At 59.1% G+C, this 21,760-nt stretch carries 12 protein-coding genes; 1 reads left to right on the forward strand and 11 read right to left on the reverse strand.

Annotation, left to right across the window (positions count from 1 at the left end):
* Positions 1-47: 47 nt before the first annotated feature.
* The 4 genes from eno to tilS form a co-directional block, all read right to left on the reverse strand.
* Positions 48-1,334, reverse strand: coding sequence for a phosphopyruvate hydratase (gene eno / locus AB1S50_RS03605; RefSeq protein WP_367149066.1), 1,287 nt, complete (start codon positions 1,332-1,334; stop codon positions 48-50).
* Positions 1,335-1,450: 116 nt separating this feature from the next.
* On the reverse strand, positions 1,451-2,311 hold the full coding sequence (gene kdsA / locus AB1S50_RS03610; protein ID WP_367149067.1) for a 3-deoxy-8-phosphooctulonate synthase: 861 nt from the start codon (positions 2,309-2,311) through the stop codon (positions 1,451-1,453).
* 238 nt (positions 2,312-2,549) lie between these two features.
* Entirely contained in the window at positions 2,550-4,178 is a 1,629-nt protein-coding gene (locus AB1S50_RS03615) for a CTP synthase (RefSeq protein WP_367149068.1), read from the reverse strand.
* A 122-nt stretch (positions 4,179-4,300) separates the two neighbouring features.
* Positions 4,301-5,602 (reverse strand): tRNA lysidine(34) synthetase TilS, encoded by a 1,302-nt coding sequence (gene tilS / locus AB1S50_RS03620; protein WP_367149069.1) that lies wholly within the window; start codon positions 5,600-5,602, stop codon positions 4,301-4,303.
* A 503-nt stretch (positions 5,603-6,105) separates the two neighbouring features.
* On the opposite strand from tilS, the gene AB1S50_RS03625 reads away from it, so the two are divergent.
* Positions 6,106-7,014: a DegV family protein gene (locus AB1S50_RS03625; protein WP_367149070.1), complete on the forward strand. Its 909-nt coding sequence runs from the start codon at positions 6,106-6,108 to the stop codon at positions 7,012-7,014.
* A gap of 96 nt (positions 7,015-7,110) precedes the next feature.
* On the opposite strand, the gene accA is transcribed toward AB1S50_RS03625, so the two are convergent.
* The 7 genes from accA to AB1S50_RS03660 all read right to left on the reverse strand — a co-directional run bounded on the left by accA (position 7,111) and on the right by AB1S50_RS03660 (position 21,522).
* Complete coding sequence (accA, locus tag AB1S50_RS03630; RefSeq protein ID WP_367149071.1) at positions 7,111-8,067, reverse strand: acetyl-CoA carboxylase carboxyl transferase subunit alpha; 957 nt, start codon at positions 8,065-8,067, stop codon at positions 7,111-7,113.
* Between the two features lie 237 nt (positions 8,068-8,304).
* The gene (dnaE, locus tag AB1S50_RS03635) at positions 8,305-11,832 is read right to left on the reverse strand and encodes a DNA polymerase III subunit alpha (protein ID WP_367149073.1); all 3,528 of its coding nucleotides are present in this window, start codon (positions 11,830-11,832) and stop codon (positions 8,305-8,307) included.
* Positions 11,833-12,312: 480 nt separating this feature from the next.
* A complete protein-coding gene (locus tag AB1S50_RS03640; protein ID WP_367149074.1) occupies positions 12,313-14,019 on the reverse strand; it encodes a dipeptidyl-peptidase 3 family protein in 1,707 nt (568 codons plus the stop codon).
* 73 nt (positions 14,020-14,092) lie between these two features.
* Positions 14,093-15,889 (reverse strand): ABCB family ABC transporter ATP-binding protein/permease, encoded by a 1,797-nt coding sequence (locus tag AB1S50_RS03645; RefSeq protein ID WP_367149075.1) that lies wholly within the window; start codon positions 15,887-15,889, stop codon positions 14,093-14,095.
* A gap of 267 nt (positions 15,890-16,156) precedes the next feature.
* Complete coding sequence (locus AB1S50_RS03650) at positions 16,157-16,768, reverse strand: NUDIX hydrolase (RefSeq protein ID WP_367149076.1); 612 nt, start codon at positions 16,766-16,768, stop codon at positions 16,157-16,159.
* 281 nt (positions 16,769-17,049) lie between these two features.
* Complete coding sequence (locus AB1S50_RS03655) at positions 17,050-20,220, reverse strand: efflux RND transporter permease subunit (protein WP_367149077.1); 3,171 nt, start codon at positions 20,218-20,220, stop codon at positions 17,050-17,052.
* A 33-nt stretch (positions 20,221-20,253) separates the two neighbouring features.
* The gene (locus AB1S50_RS03660; RefSeq protein WP_367149079.1) at positions 20,254-21,522 is read right to left on the reverse strand and encodes an efflux RND transporter periplasmic adaptor subunit; all 1,269 of its coding nucleotides are present in this window, start codon (positions 21,520-21,522) and stop codon (positions 20,254-20,256) included.
* Positions 21,523-21,760 lie beyond the last annotated feature (238 nt).

Genomic DNA, 21,760 nt, shown 5'->3' on the forward strand with positions numbered 1-21,760 from the left:
GGGAAGCGGCGGGAACCGGATATCCGTTGCCGCCGCCAGCCCGGGGCTTATTTAAATTCGGCGCGGCCGCGATAGGGCGCAGCGCCATTCAGTTCTGCTTCGATGCGCAGCAGGCGATTGTACTTGGCGACCCGGTCGGAGCGGCACAGGGAGCCGGTCTTGATCTGGCCGGCAGCGGTGGCCACTGCCAGATCGGCGATGGTAGTGTCCTCGGTCTCACCGGAGCGATGGGAAATAACCGCGGTGTAACCGGCGTCCTTCGCCATTTTGATTGCATCCAGAGTTTCGGACAGGGAGCCGATCTGGTTGAATTTGATCAAAATGGAATTGCCCACGCCTTTTTCAATACCTTCTTTCAGGATCTTGGTGTTGGTGACGAACAGGTCGTCTCCAACCAGCTGAACCTTGTCACCAATCTTGTCAGTGAGGATCTTCCAGCCCTTCCAGTCGCTTTCATCCATTCCGTCTTCAATGGACAAAATGGGGTAGTTGGAAGCCAGCGTGGCCAGGTAATCCGCAAACCCTTCGCTGTTGAACTGCTTGCCCTCACCCGCCAGGTCATAACCACCATCGTTATAGAACTCCGAAGAGGCACAGTCCAGCGCCAGAGTGATGTCCTCGCCCAGCCGGTAGCCCGCCAGTTCCACGGCCTCGGCGATTACCTCCAGCGCCGCCTCGTTGGACGGCAGGTTGGGGGCGAAGCCGCCCTCGTCACCTACCGCGGTGCTGAGGCCATTGCCGGACAGCACTTTTTTCAGGCAGTGGAATATCTCCGCACCCTGGCGCAGCGCTTCTGCGAAACTGGTGGCCTTTACCGGCTGGATCATAAACTCCTGAATATCCACATTGTTGTCGGCGTGCTCGCCGCCATTGAGAATATTCATCATCGGCACCGGCATAGTGTACTCGCCATCACTGCCATTTATTTCGGCGATATGCCGGTAGAGCGGAACCTTTTTGGAGGCCGCCGCCGCCTTGGCCGCCGCCAGTGAGACCGCCAGTATGGCGTTGGCGCCCAGGTTGGATTTGTTCTCGGTGCCATCGGCGTCAATCATGGCCCTGTCCAGCGCACCCTGATCGCTGGCGTCCATCCCCCGCAACAGGTCGGCAATGGTGGTATTGATATTTTCCACTGCGGTCAGCACACCCTTGCCCAGGTAGCGGCCCCGATCTCCGTCGCGCAGTTCCAGCGCTTCGCGGGAACCGGTGGAGGCTCCGGACGGCGCACAGGCAGAACCGACGGAGCCATCCTCCAGTACCACATCGGCTTCCACTGTGGGATTGCCGCGGGAATCCAGTACTTCGTAGGCCTTTACTGCAATAATCTTGCTCATCAACAAGGGCTCCATATTGGCGGTTGGCTAAAGAATTCTGTTTACCCGGCGGCCTGCCGGGCACAGGAGATACGGGGTGCCGCGCCGGTACAACAGCGGGCAGACCCCGGCAAAAACTACTGGGTGCCCGCAGCGAGGGTATCCAACTCCGGGAAGCCCTTGACCAAATCATCCACGGCTTTCATTTGCGCCAGGAAAGGCTCCAGCTTGTCCAGCGGCAGGGCACTGGGCCCATCGCAGAGCGCCCGGTCGGGATCCGGGTGTGCCTCCAGGAACAGACCGGCAATGCCGATCGCCAGACCGGCTCTCGCCAACTCGGTCACCTGCGCCCGGCGGCCGCCCGAGGCGGCGCCGGAGGGGTCGCGCATCTGCAGGGAGTGGGTCACATCGAAAATCAGCGGGGCGCCTCCGGTAGACTCGATCATGGTGCGAAAGCCGAGCATATCCACCACCAAATTGTCGTAGCCAAAGCAGGCGCCGCGCTCGCATAAAATAATTTTTTCATTGCCGCCTTCGGCAAATTTCTCCACGATATTTTTTACCTGTGGCGGGCTCATAAACTGGGGTTTTTTGATGTTGATCACTGCCCCGGTCGCGGCCATGGCCGCGACAAGATCAGTCTGGCGTGCCAGAAAGGCCGGCAACTGGATGACGTCAACCACTTCCGCCACCGGTGCAGCCTGGCAGGGCTCGTGCACATCGGTAATCAGCGGTACCCCGAAGGTCGCCTTGATTTCCTCAAAAATGCGCAACCCCTGGTCCATTCCAGGTCCGCGGTAGGAGTGAATTGACGACCGGTTTGCCTTGTCGAAAGACGCCTTGAAAACGTAGGGAATACCCAGTTTTCCTGTCACTTCAACGCAGTGCTCCGCCACCCGCATGGCGAGGTCGCGCGACTCCAGCACATTCATCCCCCCAAACAGGGTAAAGGGCCGCTGGTTGGCCACCGACAGACTTCCCACCTGTACTGTCTTCATAATCCTAATTCCCAGTTATTTACCCGGGCATCCAGTGGATGACCCTTCATCGGTTGGATTGTCGCACTGCAACCCGCTTGCCCCACCGGCAACCTAACAGGCGTTGTCCCGAACACGGATGTTCGGGTCGCAAATCAAGTCTGCAACTGCTCGATTTCTCGTGGAGGGATTGCGGACAAATACCGCGACCCCGGGTTGAGGAAAGCCGGGGAAGGCTTTTCCGCAACCTGCATAGTAGTCAGTTGCCGTTGTGCTCCATCGCGGCGGCAATAAAGCTCTCGAACAGGGGATGCCCGTCCCGCGGGGTGGAGGTGAATTCCGGGTGAAACTGGCAGGCGACGAACCAGGGGTGCTCCGGCAGCTCCACCATTTCCACCAGTGTGTCGTCGGCGGACCAGCCACCGATTTGCAGGCCGGCCTGTTGCAGCCGGTCGACAAAGTTGTTGTTCACTTCATAGCGGTGGCGGTGGCGCTCCACTATTACATCGGCACCGTAAATCTCCCGGGCCTTGCTGCCTCTGGTCAGGCGACACTCCTGCCCGCCGAGACGCATGGTACCGCCGAGATCCGACTGCTCATCGCGGGTTTCGACTTTACCCTCACTGTCGATCCACTCAGTAATCAGGCCGATAACCGGATTGGAGGTCTCCACATCGAACTCTGTGCTGTTGGCATCCCTAAGGCCCAACACATTGCGCGCATACTCAATGACCACTGACTGCAGGCCGAGACAGATACCCAGGTAGGGAACGCCGTTTTCACGCGCATAGCGCACCGACTCCAGTTTGCCCTCGAGACCGCGCTCGCCAAAGCCGCCGGGCACCAGCACGGCGTCGGCCCCCTTGATAAGGTCCAGGCCGCCCTTCGCTTCCACGTCTTCGGCGTTGATAAACTCGATATTCACCTTGCAGCGATGCTTGATACCCGCATGGGTCAATGCTTCGATCAGCGACTTGTAAGCGTCCAGCAACTCCATGTATTTACCGACCATGGCGATATTCACCTCCCGCTGCGGATGCAGTTTGCCATCCACCACCGAGTCCCACTCGGACAGGTCCGGAGCCGCGCACTCCAGTTGCAGCTTTTCAACCACGATATCGTCAAGACCGAAATCGTGCAGCAGGCGGGGCACGCCGTAGATGGTTTTGACATCCGGCAGCGGCACCACAGCGCGCTCCTCCACATTGGTAAACAGCGCTATCTTGCGGCGGGAGTCCGCATCTATCTCGCGCTCGGACCGACACAGCAGAACGTCCGGCTGCAGGCCGATAGAACGCAGCTCTTTGACCGAATGCTGGGTGGGCTTGGTTTTGGTTTCACCGGCGGTGGCGATATAGGGTACATAACTGAGGTGGATCAGCAGGGCTCCGTGAGCCCCCAGTTCTACCCTCAGCTGGCGCACGGATTCCAGAAACGGCTGCGATTCTATGTCGCCCACGGTGCCGCCAATTTCGACTATGGCCACGTCCATGTCGCGGCCACCCTCGATCACCCGCCGTTTGATCTCGTCAGTGATATGGGGAATCACCTGCACAGTGCCGCCCAGGTAATCGCCGCGGCGCTCTTTGCGCAGCACCGTCTCGTAAACCCGGCCGGTGGTGAAATTGTTGCGCTTTGACATGCGCGTGCGGATAAACCGCTCATAGTGCCCCAGATCCAGGTCGGTCTCGGCACCGTCCTCGGTGACGAAAACCTCACCGTGCTGGAAGGGGCTCATGGTGCCCGGGTCGACATTGATGTAGGGATCCAGCTTGAGGATGGTCACCTTGAGGCCGCGGGCCTCGAGAATGGCCGCCAGGGAGGCAGAGGCGATACCTTTCCCCAATGAGGAAACCACGCCACCAGTGACAAATATATAGCGTGTCATGCAAAACCTTGGTCAGTTGGGTGCCCGACGAATTCGGGTTTCGGGACTGGCGCGGACAGACGCTTGTGCGCCCGCCACTGCCTCGGGATGGGAAACCAGAGTAACAGAAACGCCTTTTTCGCTCAATCGAAAAACGCTTCCCAACGCCATCTGGGAGGAGCGGAAGGCGGCTGGGCACAGGACGGGATCTGACACAGAAACAAGTCGCCCACCGCCAGCAGCCTCTCTTCTGCAAAGACCAGCGGTACCCGGTCCCGAAGCCACGGCTCCAGCCCCCGCTCCTGCAGCAGCTTTTTCAGCGCCTGCGAGTGCTGGCGGCCCAGGGGTTTGGCGCGCTCCCCTCCCCTGCGGTAGCGGACCATATAATCCCCCGGCGGCCAACCCGGCGAAGGCGACAGACACCCCCCGCCCGGCAACAACAGGGCATCCCGGCCATTCCACAACTGTTGCGTGCCGGCCGGGGCCGCTATCGGCAATTGCGGAGTCAGATACAGACGCTGACGGTAGCGGCGAAACACAACTGGCCCATGTTCCAGCACCGGCGAGCGGTCCGCAGCGGCCTCCACCAGCTGACGCCACAGCTCCGCCAACTGGTCCGCAGTGAGTGGGGCAGCGCCGGCCAGATGCAGCCAGCCCCTGATCAGGTTATTGCGCCGGCCGGCAATCAGGGCAGCCAGTTCCGCCAGCGCGACACTCTCCCCCAGACGCTCAGCGCGGCGGCCGCACACCTCTAGGTCCGCATCCGCCACTTCCCTCAGCAACTGCGCGGACTCCCGCAGATGTGACGCCGCGACGGAGATCCGCTGCGTGGCCGGCCAGCGCGCATTCAGTGCCGGCAGTACCCGATGGCGAAGATAATTGCGCTCAAACCGCAGCTCTGTATTGCTTTCATCCTCAATCCACTGCAAGCGGTGCCTGCGCGCATAGCTCAGCAGTTGGCTCCGCGGCACCTGCAACAGTGGTCGCAGCAGCAGTCCCGCACCCAGTGCACGGCTATACGGCATCGCCGACAGACCCTCGACCCCGGCGCCGCGCATCAGCCGCAGAAGGAAAGTCTCGGCCTGATCATCGGCATGATGCCCCATCAATAGCTGGTCACCGGACTCCAGCAACTGGGCAAAGGCGTTGTAGCGGGCATTGCGGGCACCCTGCTCGACACCGCCATCCGCTGCGTCCACGCACACGCGGATTTCGCGCAATGGCACTCCCCAGGCCCCGGTCGTGGCGGCGCAGTGGGTCGACCAGGCATCGGCGTTGTCCGACAGGCCGTGGTGCACATGGACCGCCTGCAGCGGCTGCCCCTGGCGGCTCAGCAGGTGCAAAAGGACAGTGGAGTCCAGACCGCCGGAATATGCCAGCCAGCGGTGAGCCGAACAGGGATGGTCCGCGAGAAAATCCTCAACGATAGATTCTAGGTCCCTCATAAAAACCGCTCCAGACTGGCCCTCAGGGCGTCCACCATCCTCATTATTTGTTTGCATCCACACATGTTTTTGCACTATCGAACAGGAAATCCCCAAAAGCCAACGCTGAGGTCAATACCTATGAACTGTTTGGCCAATTCGGGCGGGTGGATCCAGGCTGATTGCCACCCTGTTGTTTACAATTGATTGTACAAACTGCCCAACATTATTGATCAAAAATAAATTCGAATTACCGGCCTGCAAAATCGGGAAAAAAACCTAACCAAACTGGGCCCAAAACAAAATTGTTGCACTTATCAGGGCAGGGGCGAACGGGCCAGCCACAGTGAAATCCTTCTAGCCAAAAATCCACTGCCAGCAATTACCCGATCCCCATCACTCGTGCAGCGGTGGAACAAACAAAGTGCGGTACCACAGCGATTTTTTCTATCACCAATGGCCGAGTGGTGATACAGTTGGCTGGCATAAAAAAGTTTGTCAATCACTATCCCGCAGAGTGTCTTATGATTCAGTTGGTTGTTGATTCCGGCTGTGACCTACCGGATGATTTTTTGCGCAAATTTTCCATTCCAGTACTGCCTCACATTGTAAGCGTAGGCAACGACACCTTTGGCGACCAGCGCAACCCAGCACAAATGTCCCACTTCTATTCATTGTCGCTGGTGGATCGAGCCCACCAGATTGTTACCGGACCGGCGCCGGTGGAAGAGATAGAGACGGTCCTGGAATCCCTGGTGCAAAAGGGATATCGCGACATAGTGGTACAGACCATCAATAGCATTAACAGCCCCACCTATACCAATGCGGTTACAGCCGCAGACAGGCTGGGGGAATCTCCGGCGAATGACGCGGTGCGAATACACACCATCGATTCGCATACTCTGTTCAGCGGCCAGGGGCTACTGGCACTCTATACACTTGCGCAAATTCAGCGCGGCCGCACCGGCGAGCAGGTGAAGGCGCAAGCGGAAAAATTTCGCCGCAAAATACACGGCTATGCGGCAATCAAGGATGTCTACTATGTGCGCCAGCGCGCGCGCAGCAAGAACGAGAAGAGTATCAGCTGGTTTAAGGCCGTGGCCGCCAAGCTGTTCAAACTGCACCCGATCCTGTCCATCCACCACGAGGGAAGTACCGTTACCAACACCGTGCGCGGCTACGGCAACTGCACCGAGACCCTGTTCCAACTGGCTATCGACAAGATCCTGGACGGTGAACTACTGGTACCCACAATAGTGGTGAGCATCGCCGGCAAGCTGGAGGATCTGGATCGGGTCCGCGGCTTCAAAGCGCTGCAGGAAGTGGCCGAGGCGCGCAAAATCCAGATCTACAGATCCGTGATGAGCCTTTCCGGCGGTATCAACCTGGGGCCCAACACCGTTTCTCTGGCCCTGGCTGCGGAAAACCCCTGAACTATCGGGCTCCGGTGAATAAATTTCCGCGGCTCAACAGCTGCCGCATTTTGGCGCCAATTGCCAAAAATTACCCGGAAAGGGTCCGACCGCCCACTAAGAAGCCAGGTTGCCGTAACTCATCAGGCGCTGGTAGCGCTTTTCCAACAGCTCATCGATAGGTAGGCCGCACAGATGATCCAGTTGTACCGCCAGCCGCTCCTGAAGTCGCGCGGCCATGGCATCGGGATCCCGGTGGGCACCCCCCAATGGCTCGGCGATGGTTTCATCCACAATACCCAGCTCTTCGAGCACGCTGGAAGTCACCCCCATGGCCTCGGCGGCCAGCGGTGCCTTTTCCACTGTTTTCCAGATAATGTTGGCGCACCCTTCCGGAGAAATCACAAAGTAGGTTGAGTACTGCAGCATGTTCAGCTGATCGCCCACGCCTATGGCCAATGCGCCCCCCGAGGAGCCCTCGCCGATGACCGTGCAGATAATCGGCGTGCGCAGACGGGACATGACCGCCAGATTCTGCGCTATGGCCTCGCTGATACCACGCTCTTCACTGTCGATACCGGGATAGGCGCCGGGGGTATCGATCAGCGTCAGTACCGGCAATTTAAAGCGCTCCGCCATCTCCATAATCCGCAGCGCCTTGCGGTAGCCCTCGGGTTTGGGCATACCAAAGTTGCGCACCACCTTGTCGTTGACACTGCGCCCCTTTTCTTCACCGATTACTGCCACCGGCCTGCCGTCGAGGCGCGCTATACCGGAAATGACCGCCTTGTCGTCGCCAAAATGGCGGTCTCCGTGCAGTTCATCCCAATCGGTGAAAATGCGCTGGATATAGTCCTGGGCATAGGGTCTCTGGGGGTGGCGGGCCACCTGAACGATTTGCCAAGGGGTCAGGTCGGCGTAAATGGATTCCGTCAGACTGTGGCTCTTCTCCCGCAGGCGGGCCACTTCGTCGGCGATATTCAACTCGTTGTCATCACCGACATGCTGTAATTCCTTGATCTTGCTTTCCAGCTCGGCTATCGGCTGTTCAAACTCGAGGAAATTGAAATTCATGCAATCCGCGCCTTCAACTTTCTATTGACCCGGTCCGCGGCCGGGTCTACCACAATCTGTTTACGACTCACCGATGAACCGTCCGGTGCCGCCTGTCCTGTCAACCCCGCCCTATACCTGGCAGCAGCGGGATGACTCCCGGCCATAATGGCGGCATAGCTTACCCCCATGAAACCGGGCAGTCGAGGAATCTTGCCATTATGCCGGCTGCCGCGTCCGTTATCTCCCCGGCCACCGCTAGTCGCATTTACCATAGTCCAGAAAAACGCGCTCGCGCCCCAACAGTTCGCGCAGAGACTGAACAAGCTGGTCGCTGGGTTCCACCAGCCATTGCTGCGGAAGGCGGAAGCTGCCACGGGCGTCGTTTAGTTCAACCACCAGGTTCACCGGGCAGGCGCTGGCGGGGCCCGCTGTATAGGGTTGCAGGCAGGCAGACAGGCGCTTGGCCAGCCCGGACTGCGCTGTGGCGCCCTGCAGGCACAGGCGCAGCCCGGACACGCGCTCCCGGCGCAGCTCATTGAGCGTCGCCACACTGTTCACAGTCATTTTCAGGCCGCCACTGTAGTCGTCCGGGGCCACCTGGCCATCCAGTACCAACAGGGAATCCTTCACCAGCTTTTCGCGGTGCTCGGCAAACGACTCGCTGAACACAGCCGCTTCCAGGCGCCCGCTACGGTCATCCAGCGTAACCAGCGCCATGGATTCACCGCGCTTGGTTTTCATCACCCGCATGGCCACCACCAGGCCGGCCACCTTCTGGCTCTCCTTGCCCGGCTTGAGATCGGCAATGCGCGCTTTCACCAGATACTTGAGTTCGCCTTCGTATTCATCGATGGGATGACCGGTGAGGTAGAGGCCCAGGGTGCCTTTCTCCCCCTCCAGGCGCTCGCGAATATTCCAGCTGCGGGTGCGGCGAAAGTCCGCATACACATCACCACTGGAAGCCGAGGGCACCACTTCACCGAACAGGTCCATCATACCGGCGCTGGCATTTTTGGCCTGCTGCTCCGCCGCCTTCACCGCCTCATCCAGAGCGTTGAACAGTACCGCCCGGGCGTAATTCAGTCCATCCGGCCCGTCTGCCCGCGGGCCGATACTGTCCAGGGCGCCAGAGCGCACCAATGCCTCCAATGCCCGCTTGTTCACCCTGCGCGGATCGATACGGGAGCAGAAATCGAACAAATCGGTGAAAGGACCGGCCTCTTTGCGGGCGGCGATAATATTCTCGACCGGCCCCTCTCCCAGTCCCTTGATAGCCCCCAGACCATAGATAACCCGGTTGTCTTCATCCACCGAAAACTGATAGCCCCCCAGGTTCACGTCCGGCGGCACCAGCACCAGCTGCATCGCGCGGCATTCCTCGATAAAGGTCACCACCTTATCGGTTTTGTCCATGTCGGAAGACATGGTGGCAGCCATGAACTGCGCCGGGTAATGGGCCTTCAGCCACGCAGTCTGATAGGAAACCAGGGCGTAGGCGGCGGAGTGGGACTTGTTGAAGCCGTAGCCGGCAAATTTCTCCACCAGATCGAAGATCTTGATAGCCAATTGCGGATCGACGCCCTGCTCCTTGGCCCCCTCTTCAAAGGTAAAGCGCTGCTTGGCCATCTCTTCCGGCTTTTTCTTGCCCATGGCGCGGCGCAGCAGGTCAGCCCCGCCGAGGGTATAGCCCGCCAGTTCCTGGGCAATCTGCATTACCTGTTCCTGGTATACGATGACCCCGTAGGTGGGCTCCAGAATGGGCTTGAGCTTGTCGTGCTGGTATTTGGCATCCGGATAGGCCACCTGGGCGCGGCCGTGTTTGCGGTTGATAAAATCATCCACCATGCCGGACTGCAGCGGACCCGGCCGGAACAGCGCCACCAGTGCGATCATATCCTCGAGGTTGTCCGGCTGCAGGCGCTTGATCAGGTCCTTCATACCGCGGGATTCCAACTGGAACACCGCCGTGGTTTCCCCTTTCTTCAGCATTTTGAAAGTGGTTTCATCGTCCAGCGGCAGCGCTGCGATATCCAGGGGCTGCAACCCGTCCCGGGCGCGCTTCTGGTCCACCATGCGCTTGGCCCAGTCGATAATGGTGAGGGTGCGCAAACCGAGGAAGTCGAACTTGACCAGACCCGCGTCTTCCACATCGTTCTTGTCAAACTGGGTCACCAGGCCGCCGCCGGTTTCATCGCAGTACAGGGGCGCAAAATCAGTCAGTTTCGTCGGGGCTATCACCACGCCGCCGGCATGCTTGCCCACATTGCGCGCCACCCCCTCCAGCTGCAGAGCCATCTCCCAGATTTCCTGCGCCTCTTCGTCGGTGTGCAGGAAATCCCGCAATACCTCTTCCTGCTCGCGGGCCTTGGCCAGTGTCATGCCCACGTCCGGCGGAATCATTTTCGACAGCTTGTCGGCGAGGCCGTAGGACTTGCCCTGCACCCTGGCCACATCCCGCACCACGGCCTTGGCTGCCATGGTGCCGAAGGTAATGATCTGGCTCACCGCCTGGCGACCGTAGTTGTCGGCCACATAGCCGATCACGCTGTCGCGCTTTTCCATGCAGAAGTCGATATCGAAATCCGGCATGGAGACCCGCTCGGGATTCAGAAAGCGCTCGAACAGCAGGTCGTACTGCAGCGGATCGAGATCGGTGATGTCCAGTGCATAGGCCACCAGCGAGCCGGCACCGGAGCCCCGCCCCGGCCCCACCGGAACATCGTGTTCCTTGGCCCAGCGGATAAAGTCCATCACGATCAGAAAGTAGCCGGGAAATCCCATCTGGATGATGATGTCCAGTTCAAAGCGCAGCCGCTGCTCATACTCCGCGCGCCTTTCCCCATAGTCGGGCGCCGACCTGTCGAGTATTTTCGCCAAACGGCGCTCCAGACCCTCCTGCGAGACCTGCTGGAAAAACTGGTCTTCCGTCATTCCCCCGGGGATCGGATACTCGGGCAGGAAATACTTGCCCAGTTGAATCGGTGTCGAGCAGCGCCTGGCGATCTCGACCGTGTTCTGCAACGCTTCGGGAATATCGCTGAACAGCTCCCACATTTCGCCGGCGGTGCGGAAATACTGCTGCGCTGAATAGCGGCGTTCGCGGCGTGGATCATCCAGGGCGCGGCCCTCGTGGATACAGACGCGTACCTCGTGGGCCTCAAACTCGCTCTGTTCGAGAAACCGCACATCGTTGGTGGCCACCACCGGCAGCCCCAGTTTGGTGGCCAGGTCCACTGCAGCGTGCAGGTACTCCTCATCCCCCGCGCGGCCGGTACGCTGCAGTTCCAGGTAATAGCGCCCGGGGAAAATCCCTGCCCAGTCCCTTGCCAGCTCCTCCGCCTGGGCTGTGCGGTGCGCCACCAGGGCGTGCCCCACATCCCCGTATCTGGCGCCCGACAGCATCAGCACACCCTGGCTGTAGGCAGGCAACCACTCGCGACGCACATAGGCATTGCCGTGGTACTGGCCCTCCATCCAGGCCCGCGACATCAGCTCAGTGATATTGCGATAGCCGTCGCCATTCATCGCAAACAGGGTAAACAGGGTGGGCTTGTCCGAACCGCCCTCACTGAGCCAGAAATCGGCGCCGGTCAGGGGCTTGATGCCGGCCCCGAGACAGGCCCGGTAGAATTTGATCTGACCGTAGAAATTAGTCTGGTCCGTAAGCGCCAGTGCCGGCATTTCCAGCTCCGCCGCCCGCGCCACCAGCGGCTTGATCCGCACCAGTCCGTCGATCAGGGAAAATTCCGAGTGGGTTCTGAGATGGACAAAAGTCTGGGTCATAAATTTCTTGTGCAGTATTTTGATTTTACAAAGGGTACCGGGGCCGCGGTGGCCGCAGCAATTGGGCGCCGCTGCCCGGCAGCGGGACTCCAACCGAATTCAGTTCGGAGGCCAGGGGCTTGATTGCCCAACGGGGCGCAGAGAATCCCCCGGCCCAGGCCTGCCATTATCCGTATCAGCCGCCGCCCTGGCCAGCCGACTCAGGGACAACCAGAGACTTTTTGGAAAGGGGGAGGGATAGGTGACAGGGGACTTATCCAACCGGCACGCCAATAGATGCCCCCGCATCCATTTGGATATCCGACTGCCACCGGTGATTTCCGCGAGGTTATGGGGAATCGCCGCTACGAAACCTCTGATTAATGGCTGGTGGCGCCCCCAACGAGGGGGGCTTCACCAATGGCAAAGGCCCTGACCGCAACCCGGACCGCCAGCTCCGGACTCGCCGGATTGAACGGGTGCGGGGGTGATGAAGGGGGCCTACTGCAGTCCCAGCACCTGCTTGCCTTGAATAAAGGTGACATCCACCGGGATCTTGGCTGCCGCCAGCCGGTCCAGGTCCGCCTGCAATTGGGTACCGACGACACCCTTGTCCTCCAGGAGTGCCTTGGCCTGCGCATAGTCCCCGTCTCCCTGGATGGTGAGTATCAGGTTGGACAGCTTGGTCATGGCCGCCTGCATCTTGTCGAAGTCGACCCGATACTGACCTGAATCCGGGTCGCGGCTAAAGGCCCCCTCCTCTTTGAAGAAGTTGAAACGCATCATATTGGCCTTGCCGTGGGCACTGGCGGCACCGAAACGCACACTGCGGAAGATACTGGCGAGAAAGGTGACATAGTTGTCCATCAACTCCCCATCTTCAATCTCACCCTTTTCGTGCAGGCGGGTAACCATGTAGAGACCCAAGATATCCGCCTTGCCCTCTTCCAGTGCCGAGGAGGTTTCCTTCAGTGCTTGACGCACATTACTGCCATCGGTGACGGTCTTTTTAATTCCCAGACCATGGGCCACTTCATGGAACATGGTATTGGCGAAAAATGCCGGGAAGGTGATGTGCTGACGCTGATCCTCGGCGATCAGTTGTTCACTGATCGGCACCAGTATCTTGTCGAACTTGGCGCGCATGGCGTTCTTCAGTTGCAGGCGGCGGGTGCCCTTCGCCAACTGCACCTCCTCGTCGTTGGGCAGATTGATGGCGATGGTTTTTGAGCCGGCATTGCTGTGCCCCGCGTAATAGAGGACATCGTAGGCGTTCAGGTCTGAATCGGTGCCGGGCTCTTCGGCCTTGTACCTGTCCTCCACCGGCAGGCCCCGCTGCAGCTCCGGCAGAAAAGCGGCAAACCGCGCCAGTTTCTCGCTCCACTCCATGTCCTTCAGCAGCACATAGGATTCATAGGCGGTGCGATAGGCGAACAACTGATCCTCATAGTTTTCGATGGGGCCTATCACCACATCGATGCGATTGTCCTTCATATCCATCCACGCCATATCACTGGGGCGGAAGTCATCCGACACCAGTGCGTCGGCGCGCAGTTTCAGATAGCCGCCGAATTCCCGGTCCTGCGCCAGTGCAGCCGCCTTGCGCAAAATATCCGCCGCGCGATGCAGCTCCTCCCGGTAGGCGACGTGATAGGGAACCAGCTCCAGATTCCCATCTTCATCGCGCCGCACCAGGGAGTAGAGGCCTTCCTTGCCCGGTTGGTTCCAGGCTTCGAACTCCGCCTTGGTCATATCCGCAGGGTAGAAACGGGCCCCCAAGGGCTTGCGGCCGTATCCCTCGATAAAAGGCTCGTTGTTGTTCAGCCGGTCCCAGGGACCGTAGTTGATACGCGCAAATTCCCGCTTGCGATTGTCCTCTATGTCAGGCAGCAGCTCCTCTGCCGGGCCATAGGACTGCAGCCAGAACAGCCGGTCCATAATCTGACTGGCGTCGATCAGCAAGCCGATCATCTGGCGCTGGTCGTCGGACAAATCGGAGAGATCCGCGTTCAACTCCACCGGCACATAAATTTCAAAACGGTCGCTGGGTTCCAGCGCCGCCGGCTCGGCGGCAGTGGACCCGGCCTCCTCTTTGGCGACCGGTTCGGAATTGGTGTCGGTCTGTTGCCGCGCGTCGCGCGGGGAGCAGCCGGCCGCCAGGGCCAGGGCCAGGGCCAGCAGCACGGCACTTAACTTTGCAGTGTTCATAAGCGATCTGCCTGTCTTATTTTAAGTCCGGCGCCACATTAGTCCGGCCCGGCCAATTTATCAAGGCTGGCTGTCACACCAGACTGGCATCCCGCTGCTGCTGTTGCAGCCGCCACAGGGCTGCGTAGTGGCCATCGCCGGCGAGCAGTGCACTGTGGCTGCCCCGCTCCACAATCCGGCCCTGATCCAGCACCACAATCACATCCGCATCCACCACCGTCGAAAGGCGGTGCGCTATTACCAGGGTGGTCTGTTCGCTGGCCACTTCCCGCAGGGCGGTGAGGATGCCCCGCTCCGAGTGACTGTCCAGGGAGGAGGTGGCCTCGTCGAACACCATGATAGGCGGCTTTTTCAGTAGGGCTCGCGCAATGGCCACCCGCTGTTTTTCGCCACCGGACAGCTTGAGGCCCCGCTCACCCACCTGCGTGTGAACCCCGTCGGGAAGCTGCTGCACAAAATCGTAGAGCTGGGCATGGCGTATGGCCTCCATGACTTCCGCATCGGTCGCACCGACGCGGCCGTAGCGGACATTTTCCAGAATCGACTGGTTGAACAGTACCGCATCCTGTGGCACCACGCCGATGGCGCGCCGCAGAGAGGCCTGGCTGACGGCGCGAATATCCCTCCCATCCACCAGGATGCGCCCCGCCTTGGGGTCGTAGAAACGGAACAGCAGTTTGAACAGGGTCGATTTGCCGGCACCGCTTGCGCCGACAATAGCCACCTTTTGTCGCGCCTCCACCGCAAAACTGATCCCCTGGAGAATCTCCCGCTCCGGGCGATAGGAGAAATGCACCCCCGCAAATTCCACACGTCCGGACGGCACCAGCAGCTCCGGCTCGTCGTCGCTATCCTTTACCGCCGGCTCCACCGTTAACAGCCCAAACATCTTCTCGATATTGGCCAGGGCGCCTTTCATCTCCCGGTAGACGAAACCGAGAAAATTCAGGGGAATAAAAATCTGCATCATAAAGGCATTGATCAGCACAAAATCACCGATGGTCATATTTCCACGGGTGACGCTCACAGCGGCCAGAACCATGGCGCCGGTCATGGCCCCGGCGATGATCGACGCCTGACCGGCGTTCAGCGCGAACAGCGACAAGCGGTTTTTGCGCCGCGCCCTCTCCCACACGGCCAGTGCCCTGTCGTAGTGGTCCGCCTCGTGCTGCTCATTGCCAAAATACTTGACGGTTTCATAATTGAGCAGACTGTCCACCGCATGGCCACTGCTCTTGGATTCCGCTTCGTTCAGTTCGCGCACAAAACGTGTGCGCCACTCTGTCGCCATTACTGAAAAGCCGATATAGACCAGTACTGCACCCAGCACCAGCAAAGCCAGGACTGCGCTGTAGTTCCACCACAGCAGCCCCGCCACCAGGACAATCTCCACCAGTGTCGGCACTATATTGAACACCATAAAGCGCATCAGAAACCCGATGCCGGCATTGCCGCGCTCAATATCGCGCGACAAGCCACCGGTGCGGCGATTCAGGTGGAAGTCCATGTCCAGCGAATGCAGATGGCGAAAAACCTCCAGACCGATGCGGCGCTGGGCGCGCTCCGTCACCCGACCGAAAATCGTATCCCGCAGCTCCCCGAACAGAACACTGCAAAAACGCACCGCACCATAGGCCAGCAGCAGACCCAGCGGCAGGGCTATTATGGCAGCGGCCCCGCCCGCCGCGTCGAGGCTATCGACAATGTGCTTGAGGATGAAGGGAAGGCCCACACTGGCGAGCTTGGCGCCAATCAGGCACAGGAGCGCCAGCAGAACCGCCTGGCGGAATTCCAGCAGATAGGGAAACAGGGTTTTGAGCGCACCCCAGTGCACATCCTCCAGGGCGACCGTGGATTTGGATCTCGGCATGTAAAACTCAACTGGTTGTGGCGGGTATTATATTAACCCGACAACGCAACAAGTTGCCCGGTTAATAGTGGCTGACACCAGACAATGCTAGGGCCTGTTGAAATTCGAAGAATTTCGATGCCTGCTACCGGAATATGGATGTTCCGGCAAAATCGATGACGCCTAAGTCGTTGATTTTGGGAGAAAAGTGAAAATCACATTTTTCGCTTTTCGTGTGTTGGAAAAGGCAGGATGCCTTTTCCAACAACCTGCTAGGGGGACCTCTGATTAATTCAGAGCCCGCAAAGGCAGGTCTTCCCGGTGCTCCATTGCGACGTCAAGTATCCGGGTAAGAAATTCACACAGTACGCCGGCGGTGAAGCCCCAGATCTCATATTCCTGAAACTGATAGGCGGGCAGATCGATGGCGCGCTGGTCGATGGTGACGCGGTCGGTGCGAATGCGCGGGTCCGCCAGGAAGAAAGACAGTGGCACCCGGAAAACAGCATCCAGTTCTCCGGGATTGGGGGACAGCTCCACATCGGGCGACACAATGCCAAGCCATGGGGTTACACGCACCTGCCAGCGGGTGGTTCGGGTCCACAGGGGGCCCAGTACCCTGACCGACTCGGCCGGCACGCCAATCTCTTCCTCCGCCTCCCGCAGAGCCGTATCCTCCAGGGAGGCGTCGCCCGGCTCCCAGCGGCCACCGGGCAGAGCCACCTCCCCGGAGTGCGTAGACAGGTGTTGTGAACGCAGGGTGAGAATGACTTCAGGGTCGGACTTGTCCGTCAGGGCCAGCAACACCGCCGCATGGCCATGCAGGTCATCGCCCCGGGGAACTGTCGTTAATAGGTCCGGCTTCAGTTCCCCCAGTTTGCGCTCTATGACTTTCAGCATTGAAACCCCAAGTGATGGCCCTGGACCACATCATGCACAGGATTGCGCCCGCAGGCAAATGACGCTGTAGCGAGAGAAGCGCGACCAACCCCCGTTAGCACAATCGCACACCAAGCCGGCCAGCTTGCAATGATCAACCCGGCAACTTATTTAGTTTCCCGATTGATAATTATGAGCACCGGGCATTGGTTGGATGCATGTCGGATGCCCTTGTGGGACCCAAAACCACTGCGAGCCGGATCCACCGGCCGTTACTATCGCGGATGCCGGTCGCCGCCGAATTAAATCTCCGCTGCGGCACTATCCGACAGCGCCGCGGGACTGTGTCCGCCTTTGATTTTCTCCCGCAGCGACTGCACCAGGGCATAGTAGACCGGCACCAATAAGGTCGCCAAAACTGCCGAGGCTATCATACCGCCGAATACTGCCAACCCCAGGGAAACCCGACTGGCGGCGCCGGCACCGCTGGCAACCACCAGCGGGAAGACACCCAACACAAACGACAGGGCGGTCATCAATACCGCGCGAAAGCGCAATTGCGTGGCGCTCACAGCAGACTCTACCACCGACTTGCCCTGGTCGCGTTCCAAACAGGCGAATTCCACAATCAGAATGGCACTCTTGGCCGACATGCCGATCAGCAATACCAGCCCAATCTGTGTATACAGGTTGTTGATCGAACCCACTACCCAGACCAACAGCATGGCCCCGGCGATCGCAATCGGCACACTCAACATTACCGCTACCGGAATCATCCAGCTTTCGTATTGCGCCACCAGAAAGAGGTATACGAAAACTATCGCGAGGGAGAACAGTATCGGTGCCACGTTGCCAGAGGAAATTTCCTGCAAGCTGGTACCACTCCACTCGTAACCGTAACCATCGGGCAGTTGTGCCGCCAGTTCCTCCATGGTTTTCATGGCCTGACCACTGGAAAAGCCCGGCGCCGGGGAGCCGTTGATGGTAACGCTGTTATAGAGGTTGTAACGGCTTATAGACTGCGGCGCCACCACCGGTTTGATATCCACAATCGAAGTCACCGGCACTAGACCACCGCTGTTGGCGCGGACGAAAAACCCCGCTAAATCCTGCTCGCTATTGCGAAACTGCTCCTCCCCCTGCACCATCACACGAAACACCTTGCCAAACAGGTTAAAGTCATTGACGTAATAGCCGCCCAACTGAGTTTGCAAGGTGTTGTACACATCCCCCAGTTCCAGCCCCAGTACATGGGCCATATCCCTGTCGACGGTCAGTTTCAGCTGCGGAGTGCTGGCCTGGAAGTTGGTGAATGCCTCGGCAATCTCCGGTCGCTGGTTGGCGGCACCCAGAAGATCGAAGGTCACCTGGGCCAGCTCCGAGGATTCCCTGCCCAGCAGGTCCAGCAGGTCCAGCAGAATAAACTCAAAACCACCGATGGTACCCAGACCGGGCAGCGGTGGCGAGGGAAATACCATCACCCTGGCCTGTGAGACCGCCATGACCTGTTTTTGCAGGCGCTGCATCACCGCCATCTGATGCTGGTCCGGTTCGGTTCTCTCGTCCCACGGCAGCAGGATACCGATCATAAAGGCGGTATTGGAATTGACACTGTTGCTCAGAATATTGAAACCGGGCACCGCCAGCACATGCGCCATTTCAGGGTCCGACTCCATGATTTTGCGAATCTGGTCCACCACCGGCCCGGTGCGTGTCAGCGAGGCTCCCTCAGTCAATTGGACGTGCACATAGAAATACCCCTGATCTTCGTCGGGGATAAACCCAGTGGGTACAGAGGTAAACAGCCAGTAGCAGAGTCCAAACAGCGTGGCAATGGACGCAATACCCATCAGCGGCCGCGCTACCCAAAATCGCACCATGCTCATATACCAGTGGGTGAATTTGTGCAGTATCTTGTTGAACCAGCCAAAAAATCCGCTTTCCTTCACGCCGGACACTTCGCCGGACTCGACTTTTTTCAGAAAAGTTGCGCACAGCGCCGGGCTCAAGGTCAGCGCATTGATCGAGGAAATCACCACCGCAAAACTGATCGTAATGGCAAATTGCTGGTACATTTTCCCGGTCAGGCCCGGCATCAACATCACCGGCACGAACACCGCCAGCAGCACCAGCGTGGTGGCAATAACCGGGCCGGTCACTTCCTCCATGGACTTTAACGCCGCCTGCTGCGGATCCAGACCTTCGCTCATCAAACGCTGCGTGTTTTCCACAATGATGATTGCATCATCCACCACTATGCCGATAGCCAAAATCAAAGCAAACAAGGTGACCGTATTGATACTCATGCCAAAGGCGTACATCAACGCGAAGGTGCCGATCAGAGAAACCGGAATCGCGATGGCGGGGATCAGCATTGAGCGGAAGTCCTGCAGGAATAAGAAGACTACCAGGATGACCAGAACCAGCGCGATAAATAGCGTCTCCACAACCTCGGAGATGGATGCGCGCACGAAATCCGTGGTGTCAAAAATAATCTCGGCCTTCAATCCCTCGGGAAAATTCTCGGCCAGTTTGTCCACGCGCGCAGTGATACCCTCGGCAACATTCAGCGCGTTGGCGTCCGGCAGCTGATATACCGCGATCACCGCCGATGGTTTGCCGTCCAACTGGCCATAGGCGCTATAGAGTTCACTGCCCAGTTCCACCCGCGCTATATCTTTGATTCGAACCATGCCCCCCGCCGGGCTGGCACGAATACTGATTTCTTTGAACTGTGTCGCATCCACCAGGCGTCCCTGGGTGAGAATGTTGTATTGAAACTGCTGGTCTTTGGCGATTGGCGGCGCTCCTATCTGGCCCGCCGCCACCACCATGTTTTGATCCCGGATGGCATTAATAACGTCCTGTGTGGTGACATCCAGCGAGGCCATACGGTCCGGATTGAGCCAGATACGCATGGCGTAGTTGAGCGCACCCAGTATCTGCACATCGCTGACACCGGGAACCCGAGACAATTCATCGCGCAAAAAGATCTCGGCGTAATTCGACAGAAACAGCTCGTCAAATTTCTGCTCCGGCGAGATCAGGTTGACCACCATCAGCATGGTGTTGGACTTTTTCTGCACTACCACGCCATTGCGCAGAACGTCTTCCGGCAGTGTCGGGTTCGCCTGCTGCACACGATTTTGCACGTTGACCTGGGCGATATCGTCGTCGGTGCCTGTCTCGAATGTGACCGTTAGGGCATAGCTGCCATCGTTTCCGCTGGTGGAGGACATGTACAACATATCCTCCACACCGTTCACTTCCGATTCGATCGGTACCGCGACACTGTCGCGCATCACCTCGGCGCTGGCACCGTTGTACTGGGCTGTGGCGGTAATGGTGGGGGGCGTGATATCGGGAAATTGGGCAACCGGCAGAATCGGCAGCGTCAGCAGCCCGGCCAGGGTAATCAAAATGGACACAACAAAGGCAAAGCGCGGCCGCCGGATAAAGAATGCACTGATCAAAAACTTTACTCCCTGTCAGATACCTGCGGTCCCTTACTTCCCTTCGGTCCCCTCGTCTTCCCCGCTCCCGCCGTCCGGCTCCACATCCCTTGGCGGTTTCTCTGCCGGGGGCTGCAATCGCTGTCCCCGACCCGATGGTGCCGGCTGTTCGGCACGCTCCGCATAGGGATTGCGCGGGGCGTTTTCTGGCGTCACCGGTTTGTTCGCCACTACCCGTTGCAAACCCGCGATGATCACCCGCTCCCCCACTTTGATACCGCTCTCCACCGCCCTCAACTCCCCCTCCCGCTGCCCCAGCTTCAGATAGCGCCGGTGGGCGATGTTTTTATCATCCACTACAAACACATAGCGCCCCTGCATATCCTCCTGTACCGCCGACTGTGGCACCAGCGGCTTGATATCGTCGCCACCCACAGACACCCAGATGGACACCCGTGCAAACTGGCCCTGTACCAGCAGCTGTTGCGGATTGGGAAACAGGGCCCGCACCGCCACCGAACCGGTATTCAGGTCAATCTGGTTGTCCACAAAGGCAATGGCCCCGGGATAGGGGTAATAGTTGCCGTCCGGCTGCTGAATGCGAATATCCGATGTCGCCGGCGCCTGACCCAGCGCCCTTCGGCGCTCCCCCTCGCTCCGCACCGCGAACAATTGATCCTGCGGCACCTCGAACAAAACGTAGGTGGGATCGAGCTTCAGCACTGAGGTGAGCGGGTCCGAAGCGGGGCCAACAAGAGCACCCTCCGTATAGGCGGAGCGGCCTATCTGGCCGGTGAGCGGGGAGTAGATGCGGGTATAGGACAGATCCAGCTCCGCATTCTCCACATCCGCTTTCGCCGCTGTCAGGTCAGCCTGGGCTTTTTCGTAATCCCCCGTCAGCTCGTCCATCGTCATTTGACTGATGGCGCCCTCTTTTACCAGTATCAGACCGCGCCGATAGTTGCGCTCGCTCACCTGTAACGCGGCCTGTGCCCGGTTTTGTGCCGCGTTTCGATTGTCGAGCGTGGCCTCAAAAGGTGCCGGATCGATTTGATACAAAAGCTGGCCCTTTTGCACCAGAGACCCCTCTTCGAACAACCGGTTCTCTATGTACCCCTCCACCCTGGCGCGCACCTCGAGTTCATCGGTGGCTTCCACCCGCCCGACAAATTCAAACCTCGGGATTACCGGCTGCTCCTGCACTGCCAGCACTTCCACTGGCGGGGGCTTCTGCTGCGGTTTATCACCCTGGTCAGAGCACCCCCCGACAAGCAATAGCAGCAAGGTAAAGGCCGGCAATACGACAAAAATGCGACAGGGCATTGGGCTGAACCCCTACTCACCGAAGCAACTCCCTCGAAAAACTATAGTTGCTGTGCCCCCGGCTGCGGGTGGGATTGGTCACAGGGGAATGAAATACCGGAACCTTATACCGCGGGGAAATAACGCCGGGTCAATACGGTACAAGAATGCGCCACTGCCGGGTAGAGGCCGGTGCTGCCTCTTGAGTATTATGCGATTCCCCGCGACTGCGCAGGTTTTCTCAGACTGCAGCCGGGTT

Source organism: Microbulbifer discodermiae, from assembly GCF_040742695.1.
GTDB lineage: Bacteria > Pseudomonadota > Gammaproteobacteria > Pseudomonadales > Cellvibrionaceae > Microbulbifer.